Annotated in this window: 19 protein-coding genes; 4 read left to right on the top strand and 15 right to left on the bottom strand. The window is 55.2% G+C overall.

All coding sequences use genetic code 11. The features are described 5' to 3' along the window. The first annotated feature begins 483 nt into the window (after window positions 1-483). Both pntA and pntB read left to right on the top strand, forming a co-directional pair. Window positions 484-2010, top strand: coding sequence for a Re/Si-specific NAD(P)(+) transhydrogenase subunit alpha (gene pntA / locus WN53_RS21620; RefSeq protein WP_024486776.1), 1527 nt, complete (start codon window positions 484-486; stop codon window positions 2008-2010). 12 nt (window positions 2011-2022) lie between these two features. After that, entirely contained in the window at window positions 2023-3414 is a 1392-nt protein-coding gene (pntB, locus tag WN53_RS21615) for a Re/Si-specific NAD(P)(+) transhydrogenase subunit beta (protein WP_046808274.1), read from the top strand. Window positions 3415-3532: 118 nt separating this feature from the next. On the opposite strand, the gene araD is transcribed toward pntB, so the two are convergent. The 12 genes from araD to WN53_RS21555 all read right to left on the bottom strand — a co-directional run bounded on the left by araD (window position 3533) and on the right by WN53_RS21555 (window position 16005). After that, window positions 3533-4234, bottom strand: a complete 702-nt coding sequence (gene araD / locus WN53_RS21610) for an L-ribulose-5-phosphate 4-epimerase (RefSeq protein WP_021177868.1) — start codon at window positions 4232-4234, stop codon at window positions 3533-3535. Further along, entirely contained in the window at window positions 4228-5088 is an 861-nt protein-coding gene (locus WN53_RS21605) for an L-ribulose-5-phosphate 3-epimerase (protein ID WP_046808273.1), read from the bottom strand. The genes araD and WN53_RS21605 overlap by 7 nt, the downstream gene beginning before the upstream one ends. Window position 5089: 1 nt before the next feature. Further along, window positions 5090-5746 (bottom strand): 3-keto-L-gulonate-6-phosphate decarboxylase UlaD, encoded by a 657-nt coding sequence (gene ulaD / locus WN53_RS21600; protein ID WP_024486653.1) that lies wholly within the window; start codon window positions 5744-5746, stop codon window positions 5090-5092. Continuing rightward, window positions 5743-7236: an FGGY-family carbohydrate kinase gene (locus tag WN53_RS21595; RefSeq protein ID WP_024486652.1), complete on the bottom strand. Its 1494-nt coding sequence runs from the start codon at window positions 7234-7236 to the stop codon at window positions 5743-5745. The genes ulaD and WN53_RS21595 overlap by 4 nt, the downstream gene beginning before the upstream one ends. Beyond that, a complete protein-coding gene (locus WN53_RS21590; protein ID WP_024486651.1) occupies window positions 7233-8531 on the bottom strand; it encodes an MFS transporter in 1299 nt (432 codons plus the stop codon). Before WN53_RS21590 ends, WN53_RS21595 begins: the two co-directional genes overlap by 4 nt. A gap of 82 nt (window positions 8532-8613) precedes the next feature. Next, entirely contained in the window at window positions 8614-9606 is a 993-nt protein-coding gene (locus WN53_RS21585) for a DUF4862 family protein (protein ID WP_024486650.1), read from the bottom strand. 61 nt (window positions 9607-9667) lie between these two features. Beyond that, window positions 9668-10147: a NanQ anomerase/TabA/YiaL family protein gene (locus WN53_RS21580; protein ID WP_024486649.1), complete on the bottom strand. Its 480-nt coding sequence runs from the start codon at window positions 10145-10147 to the stop codon at window positions 9668-9670. A gap of 9 nt (window positions 10148-10156) precedes the next feature. Continuing rightward, window positions 10157-11155: a 3-dehydro-L-gulonate 2-dehydrogenase gene (gene yiaK, locus WN53_RS21575; protein ID WP_046808272.1), complete on the bottom strand. Its 999-nt coding sequence runs from the start codon at window positions 11153-11155 to the stop codon at window positions 10157-10159. Window positions 11156-11411: 256 nt separating this feature from the next. Beyond that, window positions 11412-12260: an SMP-30/gluconolactonase/LRE family protein gene (locus tag WN53_RS21570; protein ID WP_037412982.1), complete on the bottom strand. Its 849-nt coding sequence runs from the start codon at window positions 12258-12260 to the stop codon at window positions 11412-11414. Window positions 12261-12273: 13 nt separating this feature from the next. Next, a complete protein-coding gene (locus WN53_RS21565; RefSeq protein ID WP_024486031.1) occupies window positions 12274-13374 on the bottom strand; it encodes an ABC transporter substrate-binding protein in 1101 nt (366 codons plus the stop codon). A 14-nt stretch (window positions 13375-13388) separates the two neighbouring features. Then, a complete protein-coding gene (locus tag WN53_RS21560; protein WP_024486032.1) occupies window positions 13389-14474 on the bottom strand; it encodes an ABC transporter permease in 1086 nt (361 codons plus the stop codon). Further along, window positions 14464-16005 carry a sugar ABC transporter ATP-binding protein gene (locus tag WN53_RS21555; RefSeq protein ID WP_024486033.1) on the bottom strand — a complete coding sequence of 514 codons (1542 nt, stop codon included), beginning with the start codon at window positions 16003-16005 and terminating at the stop codon, window positions 14464-14466. The genes WN53_RS21560 and WN53_RS21555 overlap by 11 nt, the downstream gene beginning before the upstream one ends. Before the next feature lie 373 nt (window positions 16006-16378). Here WN53_RS21555 and WN53_RS21550 point away from each other — a divergent pair, with 373 nt between their 5' ends. Both WN53_RS21550 and fabV read left to right on the top strand, forming a co-directional pair. Next, complete coding sequence (locus WN53_RS21550; protein ID WP_024530145.1) at window positions 16379-17197, top strand: IclR family transcriptional regulator; 819 nt, start codon at window positions 16379-16381, stop codon at window positions 17195-17197. 155 nt (window positions 17198-17352) lie between these two features. Then, window positions 17353-18546 carry an enoyl-ACP reductase FabV gene (gene fabV, locus WN53_RS21545; RefSeq protein WP_024486034.1) on the top strand — a complete coding sequence of 398 codons (1194 nt, stop codon included), beginning with the start codon at window positions 17353-17355 and terminating at the stop codon, window positions 18544-18546. Window positions 18547-18610: 64 nt separating this feature from the next. On the opposite strand, the gene uspE is transcribed toward fabV, so the two are convergent. The 3 genes from uspE to WN53_RS21530 form a co-directional block, all read right to left on the bottom strand. Next, window positions 18611-19573 (bottom strand): universal stress protein UspE, encoded by a 963-nt coding sequence (uspE, locus tag WN53_RS21540; RefSeq protein ID WP_024486035.1) that lies wholly within the window; start codon window positions 19571-19573, stop codon window positions 18611-18613. Window positions 19574-19699: 126 nt separating this feature from the next. Beyond that, on the bottom strand, window positions 19700-20464 hold the full coding sequence (locus WN53_RS21535; protein WP_024486036.1) for a fumarate/nitrate reduction transcriptional regulator Fnr: 765 nt from the start codon (window positions 20462-20464) through the stop codon (window positions 19700-19702). 409 nt (window positions 20465-20873) lie between these two features. Then, on the bottom strand, window positions 20874-22163 hold the full coding sequence (locus WN53_RS21530) for an MFS transporter (protein WP_024486037.1): 1290 nt from the start codon (window positions 22161-22163) through the stop codon (window positions 20874-20876). Between the last annotated feature and the right edge of the window lie 26 nt (window positions 22164-22189).

The raw sequence follows: 22189 nt of genomic DNA, 5'->3' as shown, positions 1-22189 counted from the left end.
GTAATTCAGCCGCAGATTATGCCATGTAACCTTGGCAGGTGTCTCAGCATTTTATGTGATGCGATGCGACAAAGCCGAGCCACACTAGATGAGCCACGTTGGGACAACAGTTTATAAGTTTCAATAATAAAGCGTTTAATCTCATTAATGTTAATTATTCACAATTTTATAACTTTTATGCTCGCTGTCCGCGGCTGACAGGAAATGGCCTAGGGCTGGTTCTGCACAATAGTGCGTTGAAAAGGGCCTTCCAGGCAGTTTTTGCATCCAGATTTGAGATTTGTCATAGCCTTAGCTGCATTTTTATGTAAAAACTGACGGGTAAACGTAAGCAATTATGGATCATCGATCACATTTTCAGTAGGTTATAGGTGGCACCTTAATTTGCTGACAGGCAAGGCTGATAAAAAACTTGCCAGCCGGTGCTATCGCTATGGGTAAGACGATAATAAACATCATCAGAACAGGTGAGAAGGGAACATTATGCGTATTGGTGTACCAAGAGAACGGTTGGCCAATGAAGCCCGAGTTGCAGCAACGCCGAAAACGGTAGAACAGCTGCTGAAACTGGGCTTTACCGTCGCGATCGAAAGCGCGGCGGGAAAACTGGCAAGCTTTGAAGATGCAGCTTATCAAGCCGCAGGGGCGACAATTACCGATACAGCCGATGTGTGGCAATCGGATCTGATCCTGAAGGTTAACGCACCTCTTGAGGAAGAAATTGCGTTAATGCGAGAAGGCAGTACGTTAGTCAGCTTTATCTGGCCTGCACAAAACCCAGAATTGATGGCGAAGCTGGCGGCCCGCAACGTGACCGCTATGGCCATGGATTCTGTGCCACGTATTTCACGTGCGCAGTCCCTGGATGCGCTGAGCTCAATGGCCAATATCGCAGGCTATCGCGCTATCGTTGAGGCAGCGCACGAGTTCGGGCGTTTCTTCACCGGCCAGATCACCGCCGCCGGTAAAGTTCCCCCGGCCAAAGTGATGATCATTGGTGCTGGGGTTGCTGGCTTGGCCGCTATCGGTGCGGCTGGTAGCCTGGGGGCGATCGTTCGCGCCTTCGACACCCGCCCGGAAGTGAAAGAGCAAGTGCAGAGTATGGGCGCAGAATTCCTCGAGCTGGACTTTGAGGAAGAAGCAGGCAGCGGCGATGGCTATGCCAAAGTGATGTCGGAAGCCTTTATCAAAGCGGAAATGGCGCTGTTTGCCGCTCAGGCAGAGGAAGTGGACATTATCGTGACCACGGCGCTGATCCCTGGCCGCCCGGCACCAAAGCTTATTACCAAAGAGATGGTGGCTTCCATGAAGCCGGGCAGCGTGATTGTCGATCTGGCCGCGCAAACCGGTGGCAACTGTGAGCTGACCGTAGCCGACCAGGTGACCATCACCGAAAACGGCGTGAAGATTATCGGCTATACCGATCTGCCAAGCCGCTTGCCGACGCAGTCCTCACAGCTTTACGGCACCAACCTGGTGAACCTGCTGAAGCTGTTGTCGAAAGAGAAAAACGGCGAAATCGATATCGACTTCGAAGACACCGTGATCCGCGGCGTGACCGTGGTTCGCGATGGCGAAGTCACCTGGCCGGCACCGCCAATCCAGGTATCTGCCCAGCCGAAGCAGGCTGCCGCCGCACCAATCGAGAAAGTTGAAAAGAAACCAACCTCACCAATGGTGAAATACGGCCTGATCGCACTGGCGATCATCCTGTTTGGCTGGTTTGCCAATTCGGCACCGAAAGAGTTCCTGTCTCACTTTACCGTGTTTGCGCTGGCCTGCGTGGTGGGTTACTACGTGGTCTGGAACGTCAGCCATGCATTGCATACCCCGTTGATGTCGGTCACTAACGCGATCTCAGGGATTATCGTGGTCGGTGCGTTGTTGCAGATTGGTCATGGCGGCTGGGTGAGTTTCCTCTCCTTTGTCGCGGTACTGATCGCCAGCATCAACATTTTTGGTGGATTCACCGTCACTCAGCGCATGCTGAAGATGTTCCGCAAAAACTAAGGGGTAGCAAAAATGTCTGGTGGATTAGTTACAGCTGCATACATTGTTGCCGCTATTCTGTTTATTTTCAGCCTGGCCGGTCTTTCGCGCCATGAAACGTCCAAGCAGGGTAACCTGTTCGGCGTGGCTGGGATGGCGATCGCGCTGATCGCCACCATCCTCGGGCCGGATTCCGGTAACGTGGGCTGGATCATTATCGCGATGATCATCGGTGGTTCCATCGGCGTGTATCTGGCCAAGAAGGTCGAAATGACCGAAATGCCAGAGTTGGTGGCGGTGCTGCACAGCTTCGTGGGTCTGGCTGCGGTGCTGGTCGGCTTCAACAGCTACCTGGATCACGGTACGATCGCCATGGAACCGGTGATGGAAAACATCCATCTTACCGAAGTGTTCCTCGGTATCTTCATCGGTGCAGTGACCTTTACCGGTTCTATCGTGGCCTTTGGCAAACTGCGCGGCATTATCTCTTCCAAGCCGCTGATGTTGCCTAACCGTCACAAGCTGAACCTGGCTGCCCTGGTGGTTTCCTTCCTGCTGATGGTGCTGTTCGTTCGTACCAACAGCGTTGGTTGGGAAGTGTTCGCACTGTTGATCATGACCGTGATTGCTCTTGGCTTCGGCTGGCATCTGGTGGCGTCAATCGGTGGGGCAGACATGCCGGTGGTGGTGTCGATGCTGAACTCCTACTCCGGTTGGGCAGCGGCGGCGGCAGGCTTTATGCTGAGCAACGACCTGCTGATCGTGACCGGTGCGCTGGTCGGTTCTTCCGGTGCGATCCTGTCGTACATCATGTGTAAAGCGATGAACCGTTCGTTTATCAGCGTGATTGCCGGTGGTTTTGGTACCGATGGTTCCTCAACCGGCGACGCAGAAGAGATGGGCGAATACCGCGAAACCACGGCGGAAGAAGTGGCTGAACAGCTGCGTAACTCCACCTCGGTGATCATCACTCCAGGCTACGGCATGGCGGTGGCACAGGCGCAGTATCCGGTCGCGGAAATTACCGAGAAGCTGCGCGCGCGCGGTATCAAGGTGCGCTTTGGTATTCACCCGGTGGCGGGTCGTTTACCAGGCCACATGAACGTGCTGCTGGCGGAAGCCCGTGTGCCGTACGATGTGGTGCTGGAAATGGACGAAATCAACGATGACTTCCCGGACACCGATACCGTCCTGGTCATTGGTGCCAACGACACGGTGAACCCGGCGGCGTTGGAAGATCCGCGCAGCCCAATTGCTGGTATGCCAGTGCTGGAAGTGTGGAAAGCGCAAAACGTTATCGCGTTCAAACGCTCGATGAATACCGGCTATGCCGGTGTGCAGAACCCGCTGTTCTTTAAAGAGAACACCCAGATGCTGTTTGGCGATGCCAAGGCCAGCGTGGAAGCGATCCTGCGCGCGCTGTAATATCACTGTTGGAAAAACACAATGCCAGCCACTTCACAGTGGCTGGCATTTTTTTAGCTAGAGCTCTCACATATTCGACCGTAGGGGCGCCGCATGCTGCGCCCATTTACTCAACCTGCTATTGGCCGTAATAGGCGTTCTTGCCGTGCTTGCGCAGGTAATGCTTATCCAACAACACCTGCTGCATGTTGCCAATCCCCGGCGTCAACTGCCGTGAAAAAATCCCCATATAGGCAATCTCTTCCAGCACGACTGCGTTGTGAACTGCGTCATGCGCATCCTTGCCCCAGGCAAACGGCCCGTGGGCGTTGACCAGTACCGCCGGAATGGCGCTTGGGCTGATGCCGCGCTGGCGGAAGGTTTCAATAATCACCTTGCCGGTATCCAGTTCATAATCGTGCTCGATCTCATCTGCGGTCATCAACCGGGTACAAGGGATCGCACCGTAGAAATAGTCGGCATGAGTGGTGCCCCAGGCAGGGATATCCAACCCGGCCTGCGCCCAGATGGTGGCATGGCGTGAATGGGTATGCACGATGCCGCCGATGTCGGCAAATTCGCGGTACAGCGCCAGATGGGTAGCGGTATCCGAAGAGGGTTTCTTACTGCCCTCAATGCGTTGGCCATCAGCCAGATTGACCACCACCATATCCTCCACCTGCATATGCGCATATTCCACGCCGGAAGGTTTGATCACCACCAACCCGCGTTCACGGTCAACGGCGCTGACGTTACCCCAGGTAAAGGTCACCAGCTTGTGGCGCGGGAGGTCGAGGTTGGCCTCCAATACCTGCTGTTTAAGCTGTGGCAGAGTTAGCATGTCATTCCTCCTTGCTGCATTTGCTGTTCAATCCAACGGCGGGCTTGCACGATCTCGGCAACCGGTTCGTCGGCCTTTTCGGTCCACATCTCTATCAGGAATGCACCGCGATAGTTGAGCTGTTTCAGCGTGCGGAACAGGGCGACAAAATCCACACAGCCTTCACCGAATGGCACATCGCGGAACTGGCCCGGTGACGTCTCAGTGACCGGGAAGGTGTCTTTGAGATGAATGGCCGCGATGCGGTCAATACCGAGATGCAATTCTTCCGCTACGTCGTTACCCCAGGCGCTGAGGTTGCCAACGTCTGGATATACCGTGAACCATGGGGAAGCCAGCAGGGCATCCCAGCTTTTCCACTTGCTGATGGAACTCATGAATTCGGTATCCATAATTTCGACCGCCAGCATCACCTGCGCGGCAGCGGCACGTTCCACCGCCCATTGCATACCCTCGGCAAAGCGGGCGAGGGTTCCTTCATCCTGCTGTTCGTAATACACGTCATAACCCGCCAACTGAATGGTGCGGATGCCAACGTCTTTGGCCAACTGGATCGCCTGTTCCATGATCAGATAAGCCTGTTGCCGCGTGGCCTCATCATGGCTGCCGAAAGGGAAGCGGCGATGGCCAGAAAGGCACATGGAGGGGATATTGATGCCGGTTTCCAACATGGCGCTGACCAGCGAAAGTCGCTGCTCTTTGCTCCAGCTCAGTCGTGCCAGCCGTTCATCACTTTCATCAACCGACATCTCGACAAAATCAAAGCCGCAGGCCTTGGCCAATGCCAGCCGCTCCGGCCAGCTCAGGTGTTTCGGCAGCGCTTTTTCGTAAATTCCCAACGGATGCTGGCGCATATCAAGATCTCCAAATGTCATCAATGGCGGTATGGAACTGACGTGCGGCCACCACCGGATCGGCAGCCTCGGCCAGCGCACGCCCGGCAATAAACGCCGTCACGGCGATGTCTTTAAACAGCGGCAAATCGGCCGGGACAATCCCGCCGGTAACCGAAAGCTCAATCCCCAGATCGGACAGCGCCTTCATGGTGTCAAGATCCTGTTGGCCCCAGGTTTGCCCGCTGGCCTGTGCATCGCGGCCCCGGTGGTAAATCGCCTGTTTGATACCCAGATCGCGCCAGGCTTTGGCATCTTCCAACGTCCAGCGGCCAAACAGTTCGATCTGGATTTCGCCCCGGTAGCGTTCGGCCACCTCCAGCGCGCTAGCCATGGTGGCCAGGGGGGCTGCGCATATCACTGTCATCCAGTTGGCCCCCTGCGAAAAAGCCTGTTCGGCCAGGGTAGCTCCAGCATCGGCCACCTTCAGATCGGCGACCAGCGTATGTTGTGGGCAACGTTCACGCAGGGCGCCCACTGCCTGGATCCCGGCGCTGATACATAAAATGGTCCCCGCTTCGATGATGTCGACGTACGGATGCAGGCGGTCGACCGTTTGCAGAGCGGCATCTAACCGGGTGTGATCGAGCGCCAATTGCAGGCGCGGTTTGATGGTCATAAAGCCTCCTGAAAGTCGCCGTGTTGCAGCGTTTGTAGCGTGGCAACCAGCGCCTGATAACGTTGGTATTTACGGTGGTAAGCATCCTGAGCGGCGGGATCTGGCAGAACGGTTTCGATGCGTGGAGCCAATGCCCGCTGCGCGGCGGCAAAGTCGCTGAAAGCGCCGGTGCCCACCATGGCAGCCATTGCTGCACCTAAACAGCCGGTTTCCTCCACCTGCGGGAGCTCAACCGGTAAGCCGCTGACGTCGGCAAACATTTGCATCCAGGGAGCCGATTTAGCAGGCCCCCCGGTGACGCGCAGCGCCTTGGCCTGGGGGAAACGTTGCCGCATACGGTTCAGATGGGTCATATGGCAGAACACCACGCCCTCGAAAATCGCCTGTACCAGGTGTTCTCTTTGATGGAAGGCCTGGATGCCGTAGAAGCTGGCACTCAATCCCAGTCCGGCGTTGGAGCCATAAAGGAAGGGGGCAAACAGCAACTGGCTGCCAGCCTTGGGTAGGTCAGCCACCCAACGGTTGAGCTGCGCGTAATCTTGCAAGCCCCATTGCTGGCAAAACCACTCCAGATTGGCTGCGGAGGTAGGGCTGGCTTCGTGGACGATGTATTTGCCTTGCTCGGCATGGCGGCCATAAACGAACGGATAGCCGGAGTCGGAAGCGATCGTTGCGGTGATCCCGCTGGTGACCGACCAGGTGCCCATCACTGCGTTGAGTCGGGTTTCATCCTGCAGCCCGGCACAGAGTGCGGTGGATACCACGTCAAACAAACCGCCTACCACCGGGGTGCCGACTTGCAAGCCGGTCAACGCCGCGGCTTCAGCACTAACGCGCCCGGCGATCTCGGCAGAACCGACAATCGGCGGTAGGGCTGACATGATCTCGCCGATGCCAAGCAGCTGTGCCAGCGCCGGGTCATAACAGCCGCGCTCCATCTGATACAGATTGGATTCGGAGATATTGGTTTCTTCACAGGCCAGTTCGTCCGTTAGGCAGTAACGCAGGTAGTCATGCGCCATCAGCACGCTGCCGATCTTGGCGTAACGCTCGGGTTGATGCTGCTTGATCCAGCGCAGCAGCGAAACCGGATGGCCGGTCCATAGGGTTTGGCGAGTTTGCTCGTACAGGTCTTGCGGCATGCCCGCTTGTTGCCAGGCCATCACCTGAGCCAGTGCCCGCTGATCGGAAGACAGAATAGCGTTACCCAGCGGTTGCCCCTGTTTATCTAACAGGAACACGCCTTTGCCCTGGGCCGAAATCCCCAGCCCCTGAACGGCTGCCGCAGCGATACCGTTGTGTTCCAACACCTCACGGATCACGCTGGCGGCGGTTTGCCATAGCGCGGGCATATCCCGCTCCGCCCAACCAGGCTGTGGGGCAACAATTGCCAGATTACGGCGGGCAATGCCCAGTTCTTTACCCTCGGCGTCATACAATCCGGCCTTGATAAAGGTGCCGCCGCAATCGAGCCCTAGCCAGTATTTCATTGCTCGCTCCCGGCGACCTGGTCGCATTTGTTGGGTAACATCAGCGCCAGCAGTGCGGCGATCGCCAGTGAGGCAGCCAGGCTATAAACGCCAACGTCCTTGTTGAACAGAGTGATCAGCACGCCGACCATATAGGGGCCGCAGAAGCCACCGAGGTTGCCCAAGGCATTGATCACGCCGCGTGCGCCACCGGCCACTTCGGCGTTGAATAATTTGGGGGGAATAGTCCAGAACACGCCTGCGGCCGCCTGAATAAACACGCCGCAGCCGACTAACGCGGCATAAGACCACCAGATGTGATCTTTCAGCAGCACGGAAAGCGCCATGCAAATAGCAAAGCAGGCCAGCGGCAGGGCAACGAAGACTTTGCGTTTACCGGTACGATCGGACAAGGTGGAAACGATCAGCATGCCGAAAATGGCACCAATGTAGGGCAGCACGGCAAGCCAGCCTACCTGTTCCATATTGCCGTTGGTCAGGCCCTTCAGAATGGTGGGCAGCCACAGGGTGTAGCCGTAGATCCCGGTTTGGTAGAAGAAGTTAACCAGGATCAGTTGCCACATGATCCGGTCGCCCAGCACGCGCCGCAGCGAAGCATTGCGCACCGTTTTACCTTTGATCAGCAGTTGTTCGTCATGCAGGGTTTTGATCAGGTAGTCTTTTTCGGCCTGCGAAATCCACTTCGCTTCCTGCGGGCGGTTGCTGATTGTGAAGCACCACAACGCCATTACCACCAGTGACAGGCCACCTTCCACCAGGAACAGCATGCGCCAGTCCCAGGCGGTGATGATCCAGCCGGATAGCGGGGCGGTGAGGATACCGGCGATCGGCACGAACATGATCACGATAGCGTTGGCACGGCCCCGTTCCTTGTCCGGGAACCAGTTGCTGATCATGGTCAGCACTACCGGCAGCATACCGCCCTCGGAAACACCCAAGGCAAAACGTAGGAACAGCAGTTGGTATTGATTGGTCACCAAACCGGTCAGCACCGAGATCACCGCCCAGGCCAGCAGCGACCAGCCAATAAACTTCTTGCCGTTACCGTTAACCGCCAGCTTGCCGCCGGGCACTTGCAGGAACAGATAACCGATAAAGAAGATGCCGCCTGCCAATCCGGCCATTGAGGCGGTGATCCCCAATTCGGCGTCCATGCCGCCAGGCATGGCGAAGGCGATATTAACGCGGTCCATATAAGAAATAATGCAGGTAATCAGAATAGGCGGCACAATTCTCAGCCAGCGTAATTTGGGTATGGTCTGACTTTGGTTAACAGCAACAGAAGCAGTATTCATGTTATTGATACCTTCGCATAAGTAGGGGGCTCGGAATAAATCCGTATTATTGTTTACCGTTTCATAGGTATTATTTGATGTTCTATTTTATTGGTGTCGTGATCAGGCCACTGCTTAGCGCCAGGGCGTTGAGACCATCCTTGATAATAGCAATCCTTTGCTCGACACTCTCTTGTGCCGAGGTGGACAGTAATTTGATACCGGCATAGTTTAATTCTGCCAGCGGAGCCTGATTAAATAATTGCCGCGCACTGTCCAGCGTCATTAATGATTCATGGCAAACATAATGGCTGCCATCGAATGGGGCAAAGGGCGCATGAGTATCCTCCCATTCGCCATAAGCACCTTGGCTGGCGGTGCCGGAGAACATCAGGGCGCTTAATAACCCTGCCTGTTGGCACTGTTTAACCTGTTGCAAAGGCAGATGGTTATTATGCCCTTCAATAGCAGAACGGCCCCAGTTGATGGCCAGGGTTAGCGTATCGCCAAAGTGGCGGTTAATCGCCTGCGCCGCGATGATCTCATCTTCCAGCGTCAGGAAACCCTTGCGTGGCATGGGCCCGGTCAGCGCATCGCAGTGCTCAATTACCAAATCGCATTCCCAGTGCCAACCGGCAATGTCTTCCAATGAGGCAATGAAGGCCTGCCGCGCCGCCGCACTGTCTTTTTCCTGCCGGTTGGGGGCCGATTGAAGCTCCAGGGCTACCACCTGTTGGCGACCGGCGCGATCGTTGGTTCGCTTAACTTTGTCATGTATTGAACGGATATAATCCACCGCTGCCTGGCGCTCTTCCTCATTACGGGCGGCGAGGCCAAAATCCCGCCCACTGCCGCGTCGTTGCATAGTCCCCATTACCGCGGTAAGCACCAGTTGCCAGTGGTTGGGGATCTGCTTAAGCAAGAAATCGTCACCATAAGGATGCAGATCGTCCAGACAAGGTTGCTCCAGCCCACGGATCAGCGGCAGTTCAGCCAGCCGATCCCAGAATTGAACTTCCTTTTCACGTTCGAGCTGATGAAATGAAGGTGCACAAGGATAAGCACCAATAATAAAGCCCGGCGTTGTGTTTTCCATATTTTTCACCTGATATTATCGCAATCAATGAAACGGCTAAATTCACGTTATGAGACAGTCTTTATTTCATCGTACTGGAAAGTAATGTTATCGGTATTTTCACCACCACCTTTCTGATATCGCAGGGCGTTTGATTAATGCAGGCAGGGCGATGGACATCTTGCGGATAAAATACCGCAAAATTACCGGGCTGCATGGTTAACCAGGATTCGTCTTCCACATCCTGATAGAAAATAATGTCGCGCTGCGCTAATAATTCCTGATGAATAACGTTGTTTCCTCTGTCCGCCGCAACGCCTATTAATTCAGTACCACTTACCAGGAACTGCACGTCGATATTTTTGCGGTGTACTTCAGGGCGCAACTCATCTTTATGTTGCGTGTGAAGATCCAGAACCTGTACCACATAACCGGTTTCAGGATCCTCATAACGCCCGGCAGACAGGGCGGTAAAGTCGGTGTTCTGCAAATAGGCCACGGCTTTGGCAATCGCCGGGGGATAGTGTTCTGCTGCCGTATGGGCAATATGGCCGAAGATCATAACTGCTCCTTAAAGTGCCTGAATGCGGGCCCAGACACGATCGTCTACCGGGATGCCATCGCGTTGATTTTCGGCGCGGAGGTGCGGGAAGCGGTGGCCCGGCAAGCGAATGGCGACTTCTGGGTTATCACGCTCGGCGCTGGTAACGTAATCCATAATGCGCTGCAGTTTTTCATCACGGGTTTTGCCGTCGATCAGGCGGTCGATCTCAATGGCGATAAACACCTGCGAAATGCCGTATTCATCGCGGTTATCTTCGGTAACTTCAGCGACCGATGAACCGCCAGAGAGCAGGGTAGCGATCATATCCAGCACGATCGACAGCGCAGACCCCTTCCAATAGCCCATCGGCAAGATACGCCGATTTTCCTCGATGATGGCCGGATCGCGCGTCAGGTTGCCGTCGTTATCGAAACCGCCGTCTACCGCCAGTTTTTTGCCCGCCAGGCGATTCATTTCCAGCGCGCCGTAGGAGAACATCGACATCGACATATCTACCATGGTGATGGGATTACTCGGCACGGCGACGATCAGCGGGTTAGTGCCGATACGGCACTCTTTAGCCCCCCAAGGTGGCATGACGGCGATCGAGTTGGTCCAGCAAATGCCGATATAGCCTTTTTCTGCCGCTTGCCAGCCGTAACCTCCGCCACGCATCCAGTGGTTGGCATTACGCAACGCCACCAGGCCAATCCCGTGTTGATCTGCTAACTGCATGGCGCGATCCATCATCTTGCGGGCGGTCAGGTTGCCAATGCCCTGATGGGCATCCCACTGTTCGATTGCGCCTAACGACAGCAGCTTGCTCGGTTCGGCGTCAGGCACGATATCACCCGCGTCCAACTGCTGAATAAAGCGTGGGAAGCGGTTGACCCCGTGGGAATAGACGCCGCTTTCGGTGGTATCGGCGAACAGGGTGGCACACTCATCTGCCGTGGGTTCCGCCAGGCCCCGTGCCAGCAACACGCGTTTGAATTGCTGTTTTAACTCGGTATAGCTCACTCTCATACTGCTTCTCCCTTATGGTGAACTGCATGTTTTGTGTTCTTTTAATTTCAATATGCGAAATTGCATTTCAAATAAATGCTATACCCCTGCTGGGACGAAGTCAAAGCCGGAGTCTAGGAAATTATCGCGTAAAAACAGTTAGTTAAATTAACCTGACGATTATGTGATCGGCAACACAGTTTGAGGGGTTTGGCGTGCTACAGACGTGACAAAGCAGGGAGAGGCAAGCTCCCCCTGCGTGATTGCCAGCCCATGATTACCCGTGGGTATTCAGGACAATGCGGTACAACGATGCGGTGGCGGTAATGTAGAGTTCATTGCCTTCCGGCCCGCCGAAGGTGCAGTTGGAAACGCACTCCGGTACCGGAATTTTGCCAACTTGCTCCCCGCGCGGATTAAAGATAATCACGCCGTCGGCACAGCTGCAAAACAGGTTACCGGCGCTATCCAGGCAGAAGCCGTCCGGGATCCCCGGTGTGACCTGAGCAAAATGCCTGCCAGTCTTTAACTCCCGTCCTTCCACCTGATAGACCCGCAACTCGCGACGCCCAAGGGTAGGGAAGTCAATAATCGACATATCGGCCACGTACAGCTGGCTTTCATCTGGCGAGAAGGCCAGGCCGTTAGGCCGTTGCAGATCGCTGGCGGCAATGTTCAACGAGCCATCACGGGGATCGAAGCAATACAGATAACAGCCGATCACCTGGCTTTCCGACTTGTAGCCCTCTTCATCGCCGATGATGCCGTAAGGCGGATCGGTAAACCATAATGTGCCGTCGGAACGCACCACGATGTCATTCGGTGAGTTGAAGCGCTTGCCATCCACCCGGTCGACCAGCAGTTGGACACTGCCGTCGTGCTGGGTGCGGCTGATACCCCGCCGCCCGTGTTCACAGCTGATGACGCGCCCCTCGGCGTCTCGGGCATTACCGTTGGCATAGTTGGATGCGGCACGCCATACGCTGAGCTCGCCATTGCGTTCCCAGCGGAACATGCGATTGCCTTTCACATCACTGAATACCACGGCGTCCTGCTGTGGTAGCCATACCGGGCCTTCGGCCCAGATGGCGGGGGAACACAAACGTTCCAGTCGTTGTTCGATCATCTCAGCCTCCCGATTACTTCACGCCCCAAATCGTTTTGTAATGGCCCTGATAGTCATTTTGCGGGTCATACAGGTTATTCGGGCCACCGTCATTGGCGATGTTCTCGCGGGTGACCAGATGGGCCGGAGTCACGTAACCGGAAGGAGCCTGCTTGGCGAAGGCACGGTTAAACTCATCCAGCAACTGCCAGCCGTGCAGCTTCAGCGGCTCGGGCACGGTGGCAGACTGGCTGTCACCGGAACGAATGCGTTGGTAGGCAGAAATGGAGCCGTCACCGGCCGAGATATTAAACGGCGCATTGCTGCCGCCTTTGCCGGCTGTTTTCAGCGCCGGGGCCATAAAATCGAAATACAGATCGTTGATCGCCAGCGCGTACTGGAACTTGTCGCCGTATTTCTGCAACAGGCTGAAGGTCATGGCTGGCATGCGGCTGGCGGTATCTGCCAGCGGGGTGTCGATAAACTCCACCAGCTTACAGCCGCTGCATTTAGCCACTTCCTCTTTCATCACGTTGGCTTTGTCCAGGGCGATTTGGTACAGCGAATCGGTAAAGATCAGCACGTTGGCCTGCCCACCGGATTTCACGACCGCGTACTGTGCGGCGATGCGTGCTACCTCGTTGGAATCGGAGGTCACGTTATAAAACACATCGTATTTGGCGATGGGGCCAGGTTCCGGCACTGCATGCCAGGCTGTCAGAACGATCCCCTGAGCCACCGCCTTTTTCAGCGGGATTTTAGCCACGTTAGGGTTCCAGCCGCCGATCACGATCCCGTCTGGCTTTTGGGCAATAGCTTGATTCAGCGATGACAGTTGGTCTTTCACCGAACCGCCACCGTCCAGCGTTTCCAACTGCCAGCCCGCCACCTTGGCCGCTTCGCTCAGACCTTGTTGCACACCCTGCACGCCGCCGTTCTTCATGTCGGAGGCAATAAAGATGATTTTCTTGTTCGCCTGCAGCTGCGGCCCGCTGGTAGGGCCATCCCATTGGGTACTGCTGGCAGTGGCTTTGGCTACCGCTGCGGTGGCCTGATCGAGATAGGTATCTGCCCAGGCCGGTGAGGTGGCCAACAGCAGAGTGGTGATCCCGGGCAAAATCCAACAATGTTTCATGGCTGTGCTCCTGATTAAGGATTGATCGCTTTTTGGTTGTTGTTGTCGGCAGATGCCGCCTGACTGCGTTGTACTGCTTTCTGATTGAGTAACCGACGGCGTTGGGCATAACCGGCCAATGTGATGGACAGCAGCAGCGTTGCGCCGTTGAATAACGGTTCGACCCAGAACTCTCCACCAAACTGTTGGATCCCCGCGATGCCGATCGCCAGAATGGCAATGCCGACCACGGTGCCCCAGACGTTCACCCGCCCTGGGCGAATGGTGGTACTGCCGAGAAATGCGCCCACCAGGGCGGGTAACAGGTAATCCATCCCGACGCTGGCCTGGCCTACGCCCTGTTCGGCAGCGATCAGCACGCCGCTGAAACCGGTGAGCACGCTTGAGGCGATAAAGGCGCCAATGGTGAAGCGATTGACCGAAATACCATTAAGCCGCGCCGCAGCCGGATTGCCGCCTACCGCGTACATGCAGCGGCCCAGCGGAGTATGTTCGGTGATCAGCCACAGGATGACGGCGACGATCAGCACGTAGAAGGCCACAATCGGGATCCCGGCAATTTCGGTGTGATGCAGGGCGATAAAGGCATCGGGCAGGTCGCCGACAATCTGCCGCCCGCCGGAGTGCCACAGCGCCACCGCATACAGCACGGTGCCGGAACCCAGGGTGGCCACGAAGCTGTCTATATCCGCCAGCGCTACCAAAATGCCGTTAAGCAGGCCATAAAGCGCGGAAACGACCAGCACGGTCAACACCGCCATCTGCCAGGAGAAGCCATATTCCACCTGTAAGGTGATCGCCAGGATGTGCCACAGCACGATACCGAAACCGACGTTCAGGTCGATCTTGCCGACGATCATCGGAATGGTGGCCGCCAGCGCCAGCAGGGCGATCTTGGCCTTGCTGGAGAGGATCGCCTGTACCGTCAGCATTGAGGCGAACGACGGCGTGGTAAGCGAAAAGACGATCACCAGCGCAATACACAGCAGCAGCAGGCCATAGCGGGTGATGATTTGCATCAGCCACGGCCCGAAGCCGTCCTGCCCCAGGCTGACACGCTGTTCCAGCGCCGTTGATTTGACGGACGTTTTATTCGACATGGTATTCCTCCACAACGGCTTCCCCGGTGCTGGCCGAGGCCAGCTCCAATAAATTGGCGAACGAGACCTGCTGGTTCTTCAACTCGCCCACCACTTTTCCCCGGTTAAACACCAGGGCGCGGTTACAGATATGCGCGATCTCTTCAAAATCGTTGGAGATCACCAATACCGCCACGCCGGCTGCCAGGGATTTATTTAACAGATGATAGATTTCAGCGCGGGCGCCCACGTCAACCCCGGCTGTGGGGTCTTCCAGGATCAGTAACGGTGCTGCAAGGTGCATCCAGCGGGCCATCACCACTTTTTGCTGATTGCCGCCGGACAGGGCGCTGATATCGATATTGACGTCCTTGGGGCGTACGTCGAACAGTTGCACCTTCCACCAGCTGGCACCGATTTCAGCGCGGCGGCTATAGCGCGAGAACAGTTTTTGGCCGCTGGCACAGGGGTTGATAAACAGGTTTTCCCGCACGCTCATCGACATCACCAGGCTTTCGCCGGTACGATCGCCTGCGACCAGAGACACGCCACAAGCCATCGCCTGTTGTGGGGTACTGGCGGCGTAAGGTTTATCGCGGAACTGGATTTCGCCGCTGTCTCGCTGGCGCAGGCCAAACAGCAGGCGGCCAATCTCTTCCTGGCCAGCACCGCGCAGCCCGGCAAGAGCGAGCATTTCACCCGGTTGTAAATCGAAGCTGACTGGGCCGATATCCCCGACGCTGACGTTATGCAGTTGCAACACCGGCGGCTGGTGCTGCGGCAGCGGTTCACGCTGATCTTCCGCCATCGCTTCACCCACGATCATCTGCACCAGATCGCGCAGGGAATAATCGGTAGTGTTGCCCCCGGCAACGTAGCGCCCGTCACGCATCACGCAAACCCGATCGGCTATTTCAATCACTTCATCCAGACGATGGGTGACGTAAATCATGCCGACTTTTTTGGCGCGCAGCCGGTTGATCACCGCAAACAGGTGGCGTACGTCGTTGGCGGGTAGGGAAGCGGTAGGTTCATCCAACACCAGCAGTTCGGCATTCACCGCCACCGCTCTGGCAATGGCCAGCAACGACTTCTCCGTGCGGGAAAGCTCAAATACGCGCGCGTCTGGGTCCAGGGCAATCCCAACATCCTGTAGGGCTTCCAGCGCACGGCGGCGAATGGCACGCCAGTCTATCAGCCCGAAACGGCGGGGAAACCCCATTACCAGCGCCATATTCTCCGCTACCGTCATCCATTCAATCAGACCTAGATCCTGATGGATAAAGGCAATCGGCTGACGGCTATCACTTTTAATCGCCGCCGCCGAGGCAATGCTGTTACCTTGAAAGTGGATATCGCCGCCATCGCGCGGATACACTCCTGCCAGGACTTTGATCAACGTGGATTTACCCGCGCCGTTTTCTCCTAGCAGCGCCAGCACTTCGCCGGGCATCACCTGCAGGCTGACGTCGTTAACCGCGATGTTGCCGCCAAAACGCTTGACGATATGGCTGAGCGTAAGAATGGGTTGATCCGCATTGCCTTGAGTCATGTGATGCGCCCCTGTGTCGGTTCGCGCCATCAGCGCGATGCCAATAAATGAACTAATGCTGTTTAAATCAACCTTAAATTTCAACATGCGAAATCAGATTTCAAAAATGATATGCCTAACGTCGAGCTAAAGCAAAGCCGGGACGCTTTTAATTCTCCTTAATAAACAATGGATTATTTTTAATTTTGTCAATTTGTGACGCACAACTCACTTATAAGGTTGCCGGAATGTTGCGGGTTTTAACCTCGCTACTGAAAATGATACGGCGTTCCAACTTCACCTGATGCGGTCCTTGGAGTAACATTCTCCCCCAGTAGGTCCGCTTCTTACGCCGTGGCAACGGCTGGCGGCTCAACAATGGAGAGACTTCGCTATGAGCCTGAAAGCTGTTGACGAAAAAGATGATAAAAAAGACAAACCCCTGGGCAGCCAAAGCCTGTTTCGTGGTTTGCAGCTAATTGAAATACTGAGCAATTTCCCTAATGGTTGCCCACTGGCGCACCTGTCCGAGCTGGCAGAGATGAACAAAAGCACCGTGCACCGTCTGTTACAAGGGCTGCATACCAGTGGCTATGTCACGCAGGCGCCTTCCCCAGGCAGTTACCGCCTGACCACCAAATTTATTTCTATTGGTCAAAAGGCGCTTTCCTCATTGAACATCATCCACGTGGCTGCGCCGCATTTGGAGCAGTTGAACCTGGAAGTGGGGGAAACGGTCAACTTCTCCAGCCGGGAAGACGATCACGTGATCCTGATCTACAAGCTGGAGCCGACCACCGGCATGATGCGCACCCGCGCTTACATCGGCCAGCATATGCCGTTGTACTGTTCGGCGATGGGCAAAATTTTCATGGCCTATGGCAAGAGCGACTATCCGGATCACTATTGGCAAACCCACCAGCAGGAGATCCAGGTGCTGACGCGTAACACCATTACCGAATTGCCGAAGATGTATGAGGAGTTGGCGGATATCCGCAAGCAGGGCGTGGCGATGGATCGCGAAGAAAACGAGCTGGGCGTGTCCTGTATTGCTGCCCCGGTGTTCGATATTCAGCAACGGGTGCCTTATTCCGTTTCGGTTTCGCTGCCTACGGCCAAGCTGCAACAGGTTGGCGTGCAGTCGTTGATGAAGCCGCTGCTGGAGACCACGCGGCGCATCTCTCAGGAATTGGGGTTTGTGACGCAGGGGTGATTTTGCTTAACAAGGCAGATCCCTGACGGAGTTTGTGCTTAATTTAACAAGATTTGCGCAACATTTGTGCAATCTAACACATCAGATCACAAAAAAGGGACACAATGAGTTATCTTATGTCCCGATTTCATCCCTTTAACGGATCCTAGACCCATATGATTATCAAACCTAAGGTTCGCGGCTTTATCTGTACCACCACTCATCCGGTCGGTTGTGAAGCCAATGTTCGTCGTCAGATTGCCTACACCAAAGCACAGGGCAAGATTGCCAATGGCCCTAAACGTGTGCTGGTGATCGGTGCATCTACCGGTTATGGTCTGGCTTCCCGTATTGCCACCGCCTTTGGCAGCGACGCTGCGACCATCGGCGTATTCTTTGAGAAAGCGGGCAGCGAAGGCAAAACCGCCACCGCTGGCTGGTACAATTCGGCCGCTTTCGATAAAGCCGCTAAAGAAGCTGGCCTGTACGCCAAAAGCGTCAATGGCGATGCCTTCTCCAACGAATGCCGTGCCAAGGTGATTGAGCTGATCAAAGCCGACCTGGGCCAGATCGATTTGGTGGTTTACTCGCTGGCTTCGCCGGTGCGTAAAATGCCAGATACCGGCGAAGTAGTGCGTTCCGCGCTGAAGCCAATCGGTGAGGTTTACACCACCACCGCTATTGACACCAACAAAGACCAAATCATCACCGCCACTGTTGAACCGGCGAGCGAAGAAGAGATCCAGAACACCATCACCGTGATGGGCGGCCAGGATTGGGAACTGTGGATGTCGGCGCTGGAAGAAGCGGGCGTGCTGGCCGAAGGTGCCAAGTCTGTTGCCTACTCCTACATCGGTACCGACCTGACCTGGCCAATCTACTGGCACGGTACTTTGGGCCGCGCCAAAGAAGATTTGGATCGCGCAGCAACCGCCATCCGTGGCGATCTGGCTGCCAAGGGCGGCACCGCTCACGTTGCCGTGCTGAAATCCGTGGTCACCCAGGCTTCTTCAGCCATTCCGGTAATGCCGCTGTATATCTCCATGGCCTTCAAGATCATGAAAGAGAAGGGCATTCACGAAGGCTGCATGGAACAGGTTTCCCGTTTGATGCACACCCGTCTGTACGGCGAAGAGATGCCGCTGGACGATCATGCCCGTATCCGTATGGATGACTGGGAACTGCGTGATGATGTGCAGCAGGCCTGCCGCGATCTGTGGCCGTCAATCACTTCCGAAAACCTGAGCGAGCTGACCGACTACACTGGCTACAAGCAGGAGTTCCTGCGCCTGTTCGGCTTTGGTCTGGAAGAAGTGGATTATGACGCGGACGTTAATCCAGACGTACGTTTCGATGTGGTAGAGCTTTAATTTCCTACCCCAGAATGTCAAACAGGGCCCAATTGGGCCCTGTTTGTTTTATAACGTACCGAAATCAATCTTCATCGTCGTGCTCGTCGTCTTCATCCATCACGATCGGGCAGTCGAAGTCATCCGGTTTGAGCACTAGCAGGTCGCATTTCAGATGGTCGATCACCTGTTCCGCGGTATTGCCGATAAACGCGGCAGAAATACCGGTGCGGCCCAAGCTACCTAACACCACTACGCCCGCTTGCAAATGCTCGGCCAAATCCGGGATCACTTCCTCCGGCAGGCCTTTCTCCACGTGGGTGAATTCTTCGTTGATGTGGAATTTTTGCCTTAACGCCTTCATGGCGATCAGGTGCTGCCCGCGGATCGCATCGTTATAGATGCTGGGGTCAAAATCGGGCAGTTCGATGGCGATATTGATCGGGGTAACCGGGTAGGCACCTACCAGGTGCACTTCGGTTTGATCTACGTTTTGCGCCAGTTCGAGCGTTTCTTTCACCAGCCGGATATTGAGTGGGTCATGATAAGGCTCTTCGCTGGATAGATTAACCGCCACCAGCGCTTTACCCCCTTCAGGCCAGGGTTGGTCTTTCACCATCCACACCGGGCAAGGGCATTTGCGCAGCAGATGCCAGTCTGTCGGGGTGAAGATCACCGATTCCAGCCTGTCGTGCTGATGGGCCATTTTCAACAGCAAATCGTGCTTGCCGCTCAGCACTTCCTGAATGATCGCCTCATAGGGGCGATTGTGCCAGACCACTTTGATTTCAATGGGGACACCGTCTTCAAGATAGAAGCGGCATTGCTCTTTAATCCACGCCGCCCGTTGGCTGATCACCCCTTGCCGCATCGCCGTTCTTTCGTCAGGGGAAAGCAGGGTGGTCATTTCGTAAGAGAAATCATAGATAGGAAGGAAGGCCTTAATCCGCCCGCCGTTCCGCTTGATCAGGTAAACTGCCCGGCGCAGCGCCGGTTGATCGTCCTGATTGGGGTCAATAGCCACCAGTAGATTCTGATACTTCGCCATAGGGCCTCCTTACAGCTGTAGATCAACAGTCTGTTTACATACAGAGTAACCCAACATTGAAAAACAGAACAGCGGCAGAGAGGGGCTAGGCCAACAATTTCAGCGAATCATTGGCCCAGTAGGGGATCAGGCGCTTACGGAGACGTTGATGCGTGCGACACCCGCCAGTTGTGACAGGGCGTCTGCGTTTTCGATGGTGATGTATTTGCCTTTCACGCTGAGGATTTCACTTTTCTGGAAACGCCCCAACAGGCGGCTGATGGTTTCCACCGTCAGGCCCAGATAGTTGCCGATATCGCCACGGGTCATGGTCAAACGGAACTCACGCGGTGAGAAGCCACGTTCGGCAAAGCGGTGCGACAGGTTATACACGAAAGCGGCCAGGCGCTCTTCGGCGTTCTTCTTCGACAGCAGCAGGATCATATCCTGGTCGCCTTTGATCTCACCGCTCATCAAACGCATGATTTGCTGGCGCAGATTAGGCATTTTGCCTGAGAGGTCGTCCAGCGTTTCAAACGGGATTTCACAGACCATGGAGGTTTCCAGCGCCTGAGCGAAGCTTGGATGCTTCAGGCCACCGATGGCGTCAAAGCCCACCAGATCGCCCGCCAGGTGGAAGCCGGTAATTTGTTCATCACCCTGTTCGGTGATGGTGTAGCTTTTGATGGTCCCGGAGCGGATGGCGTACAGTGATTTCAGTTCGTCACCGGCTTTAAACAGCGTTTGGCCTTTCTGGATCGGCTTTTTCCTCTCGATGATGTTGTCGAGTTGGTCCAGCTCATGCGTATTCAGCGTAAAAGGAATACACAATTGGCTGATGCTACAGTCTTGGCAATGGATCGCACAACCACCAGACTGGATACGACGAATCACGCGTTTTTCCGGGATCATAGATTAAGCTCACGCAATAATTGATATGAGTCAATTTTAACATCTTTTGCGGCAGGTGATAAGTACAGCAAGAACAACAATAGCGACATTTTGTGTGATTTTTAAACACAGCTGTTACTCATCATTCCGTAGCATACTGATGTTTAGTGATTTATTGACTTCGGAAAAGCCTGGCTGATATTGACTAAAACCATATGAAAAACGAATAAATCTCGCATTATCATCGGCTTTCTGCGATTAGTCTTATCGATTATGTGGGCATTAATGGGCGGATAGCTTTCATCCGTGATGGTAACGTAGGATAACGAGTAAATATTTCTACACAAATCTGTGCGGTGAATGAGCCCGCCAGTGATGACGGTACTGTGCAGGAGCGAATGGGCGCAGCATGCTGCGCCCAGCTTTAAAGTCAGGCGCTATTTTTAGCCAAAGCGTCATTAGCCGGAACATAGCGCGGGACGTTGTTATGTCCTGGCTGGTCGACTTTGACGATCAGCGTCAACACCGCCGCCACCAGATACAAACCGGTATACACCCACACTACGCCTTCGATATCAAAGAAGGGCAGCACAATAGAAGCGATGGCCGGGGCCGCGAAGTTGCTCAGGCCAGCGGAAAGGTTATAGATAGAGATGGCAGCGCCTTTGTGGTTGGGTTCCAGCACCGGGAATACTGCGGTCATGGGGACGAAGGCCGCAACGGTGATCCCAAGCATCACTGCGGGCACCAGCGCGATCCAGAAGTTATGGCCAAAATGCACCGGCAGGTAGTAAAACGCCAGGCTGGAGATGGCGCAACCGATGCAGCCAAACCAGCGTACCTGGCGCAGCCAACCGATTTTCTCCCCCAGAATGCCCCACATGATGTTGGTGAATATGGTGACAAAGAAGAACACCGCCCAAATTTGTAGCCACTCGGACATGCTAAAGCCCAGCCGGCCTACGTACAGCATCGGCATAATCACCGCAAAGCCAAACAGCGACAGCGTGTTGATGATGCGGATCAGGCAGGAGAGGAAGATATTGCGGTTGGTGAACAGGATCGTCACCGCACGGGAAAGCTCTTTGAGTTTCTCCTGCGGTGACAGATCGGCCTTGGGGCTGGCCTCACCCACGTTGCGCAGCAGGAACATCGCCATCAAGCCACCGGCAGCCACCCAGGCAATGGCAAACCACAGGGTGCCGGTTTCGCCCATCAACGGAATGGTAAAGCTGGGCAGATAGCTGCCGACACAGCCGATGCCGATCGAGTACATCGCCCAGAACCAGCCCATCGCGGAAGAGAGCTGCTGTTTAGGGACGTTCTGCACCACCAACATCACAAACGAATAGATAAACAGCGGATAGGCCAGGCCACGAATGCCGTAAAACAGCAACATCAATGGGTAGTTACGCATCCCCAGGCCAAACAGCATAAACAGCACGTGCATCACCAGCCACAGGATAAAGCCGATGCGCATGGCTTTTTGTGGCGTGATGATTTCGGCCACCACGCCGGAGCTCCAGGCCGCTAGCGCCGCTGCCAGGCCATACACGGTAAACACCAGCGCCGACTGTGCCGGTGTGAACCCCATATCGGTGATGTGTTTAGACAGAAAAGCCATCTCAAAGCCGTCGCCGCTCATGAAAATGGCGATGGCGATGTAGCCCCAGAACAGGTTCATCGGCAGGCCGAACCAGTGTTTATGTGTTTGTGGCATAACAAACTCCAGGATAGGTGTAAGGG

The organism is Serratia fonticola (assembly GCF_001006005.1).
GTDB classification, from domain to species: Bacteria; Pseudomonadota; Gammaproteobacteria; order Enterobacterales; family Enterobacteriaceae; genus Chania; species Chania fonticola.
Note: the sequence above shows the minus strand (reverse complement) of the source record. Positions and strands in the feature narration are given on the sequence as shown.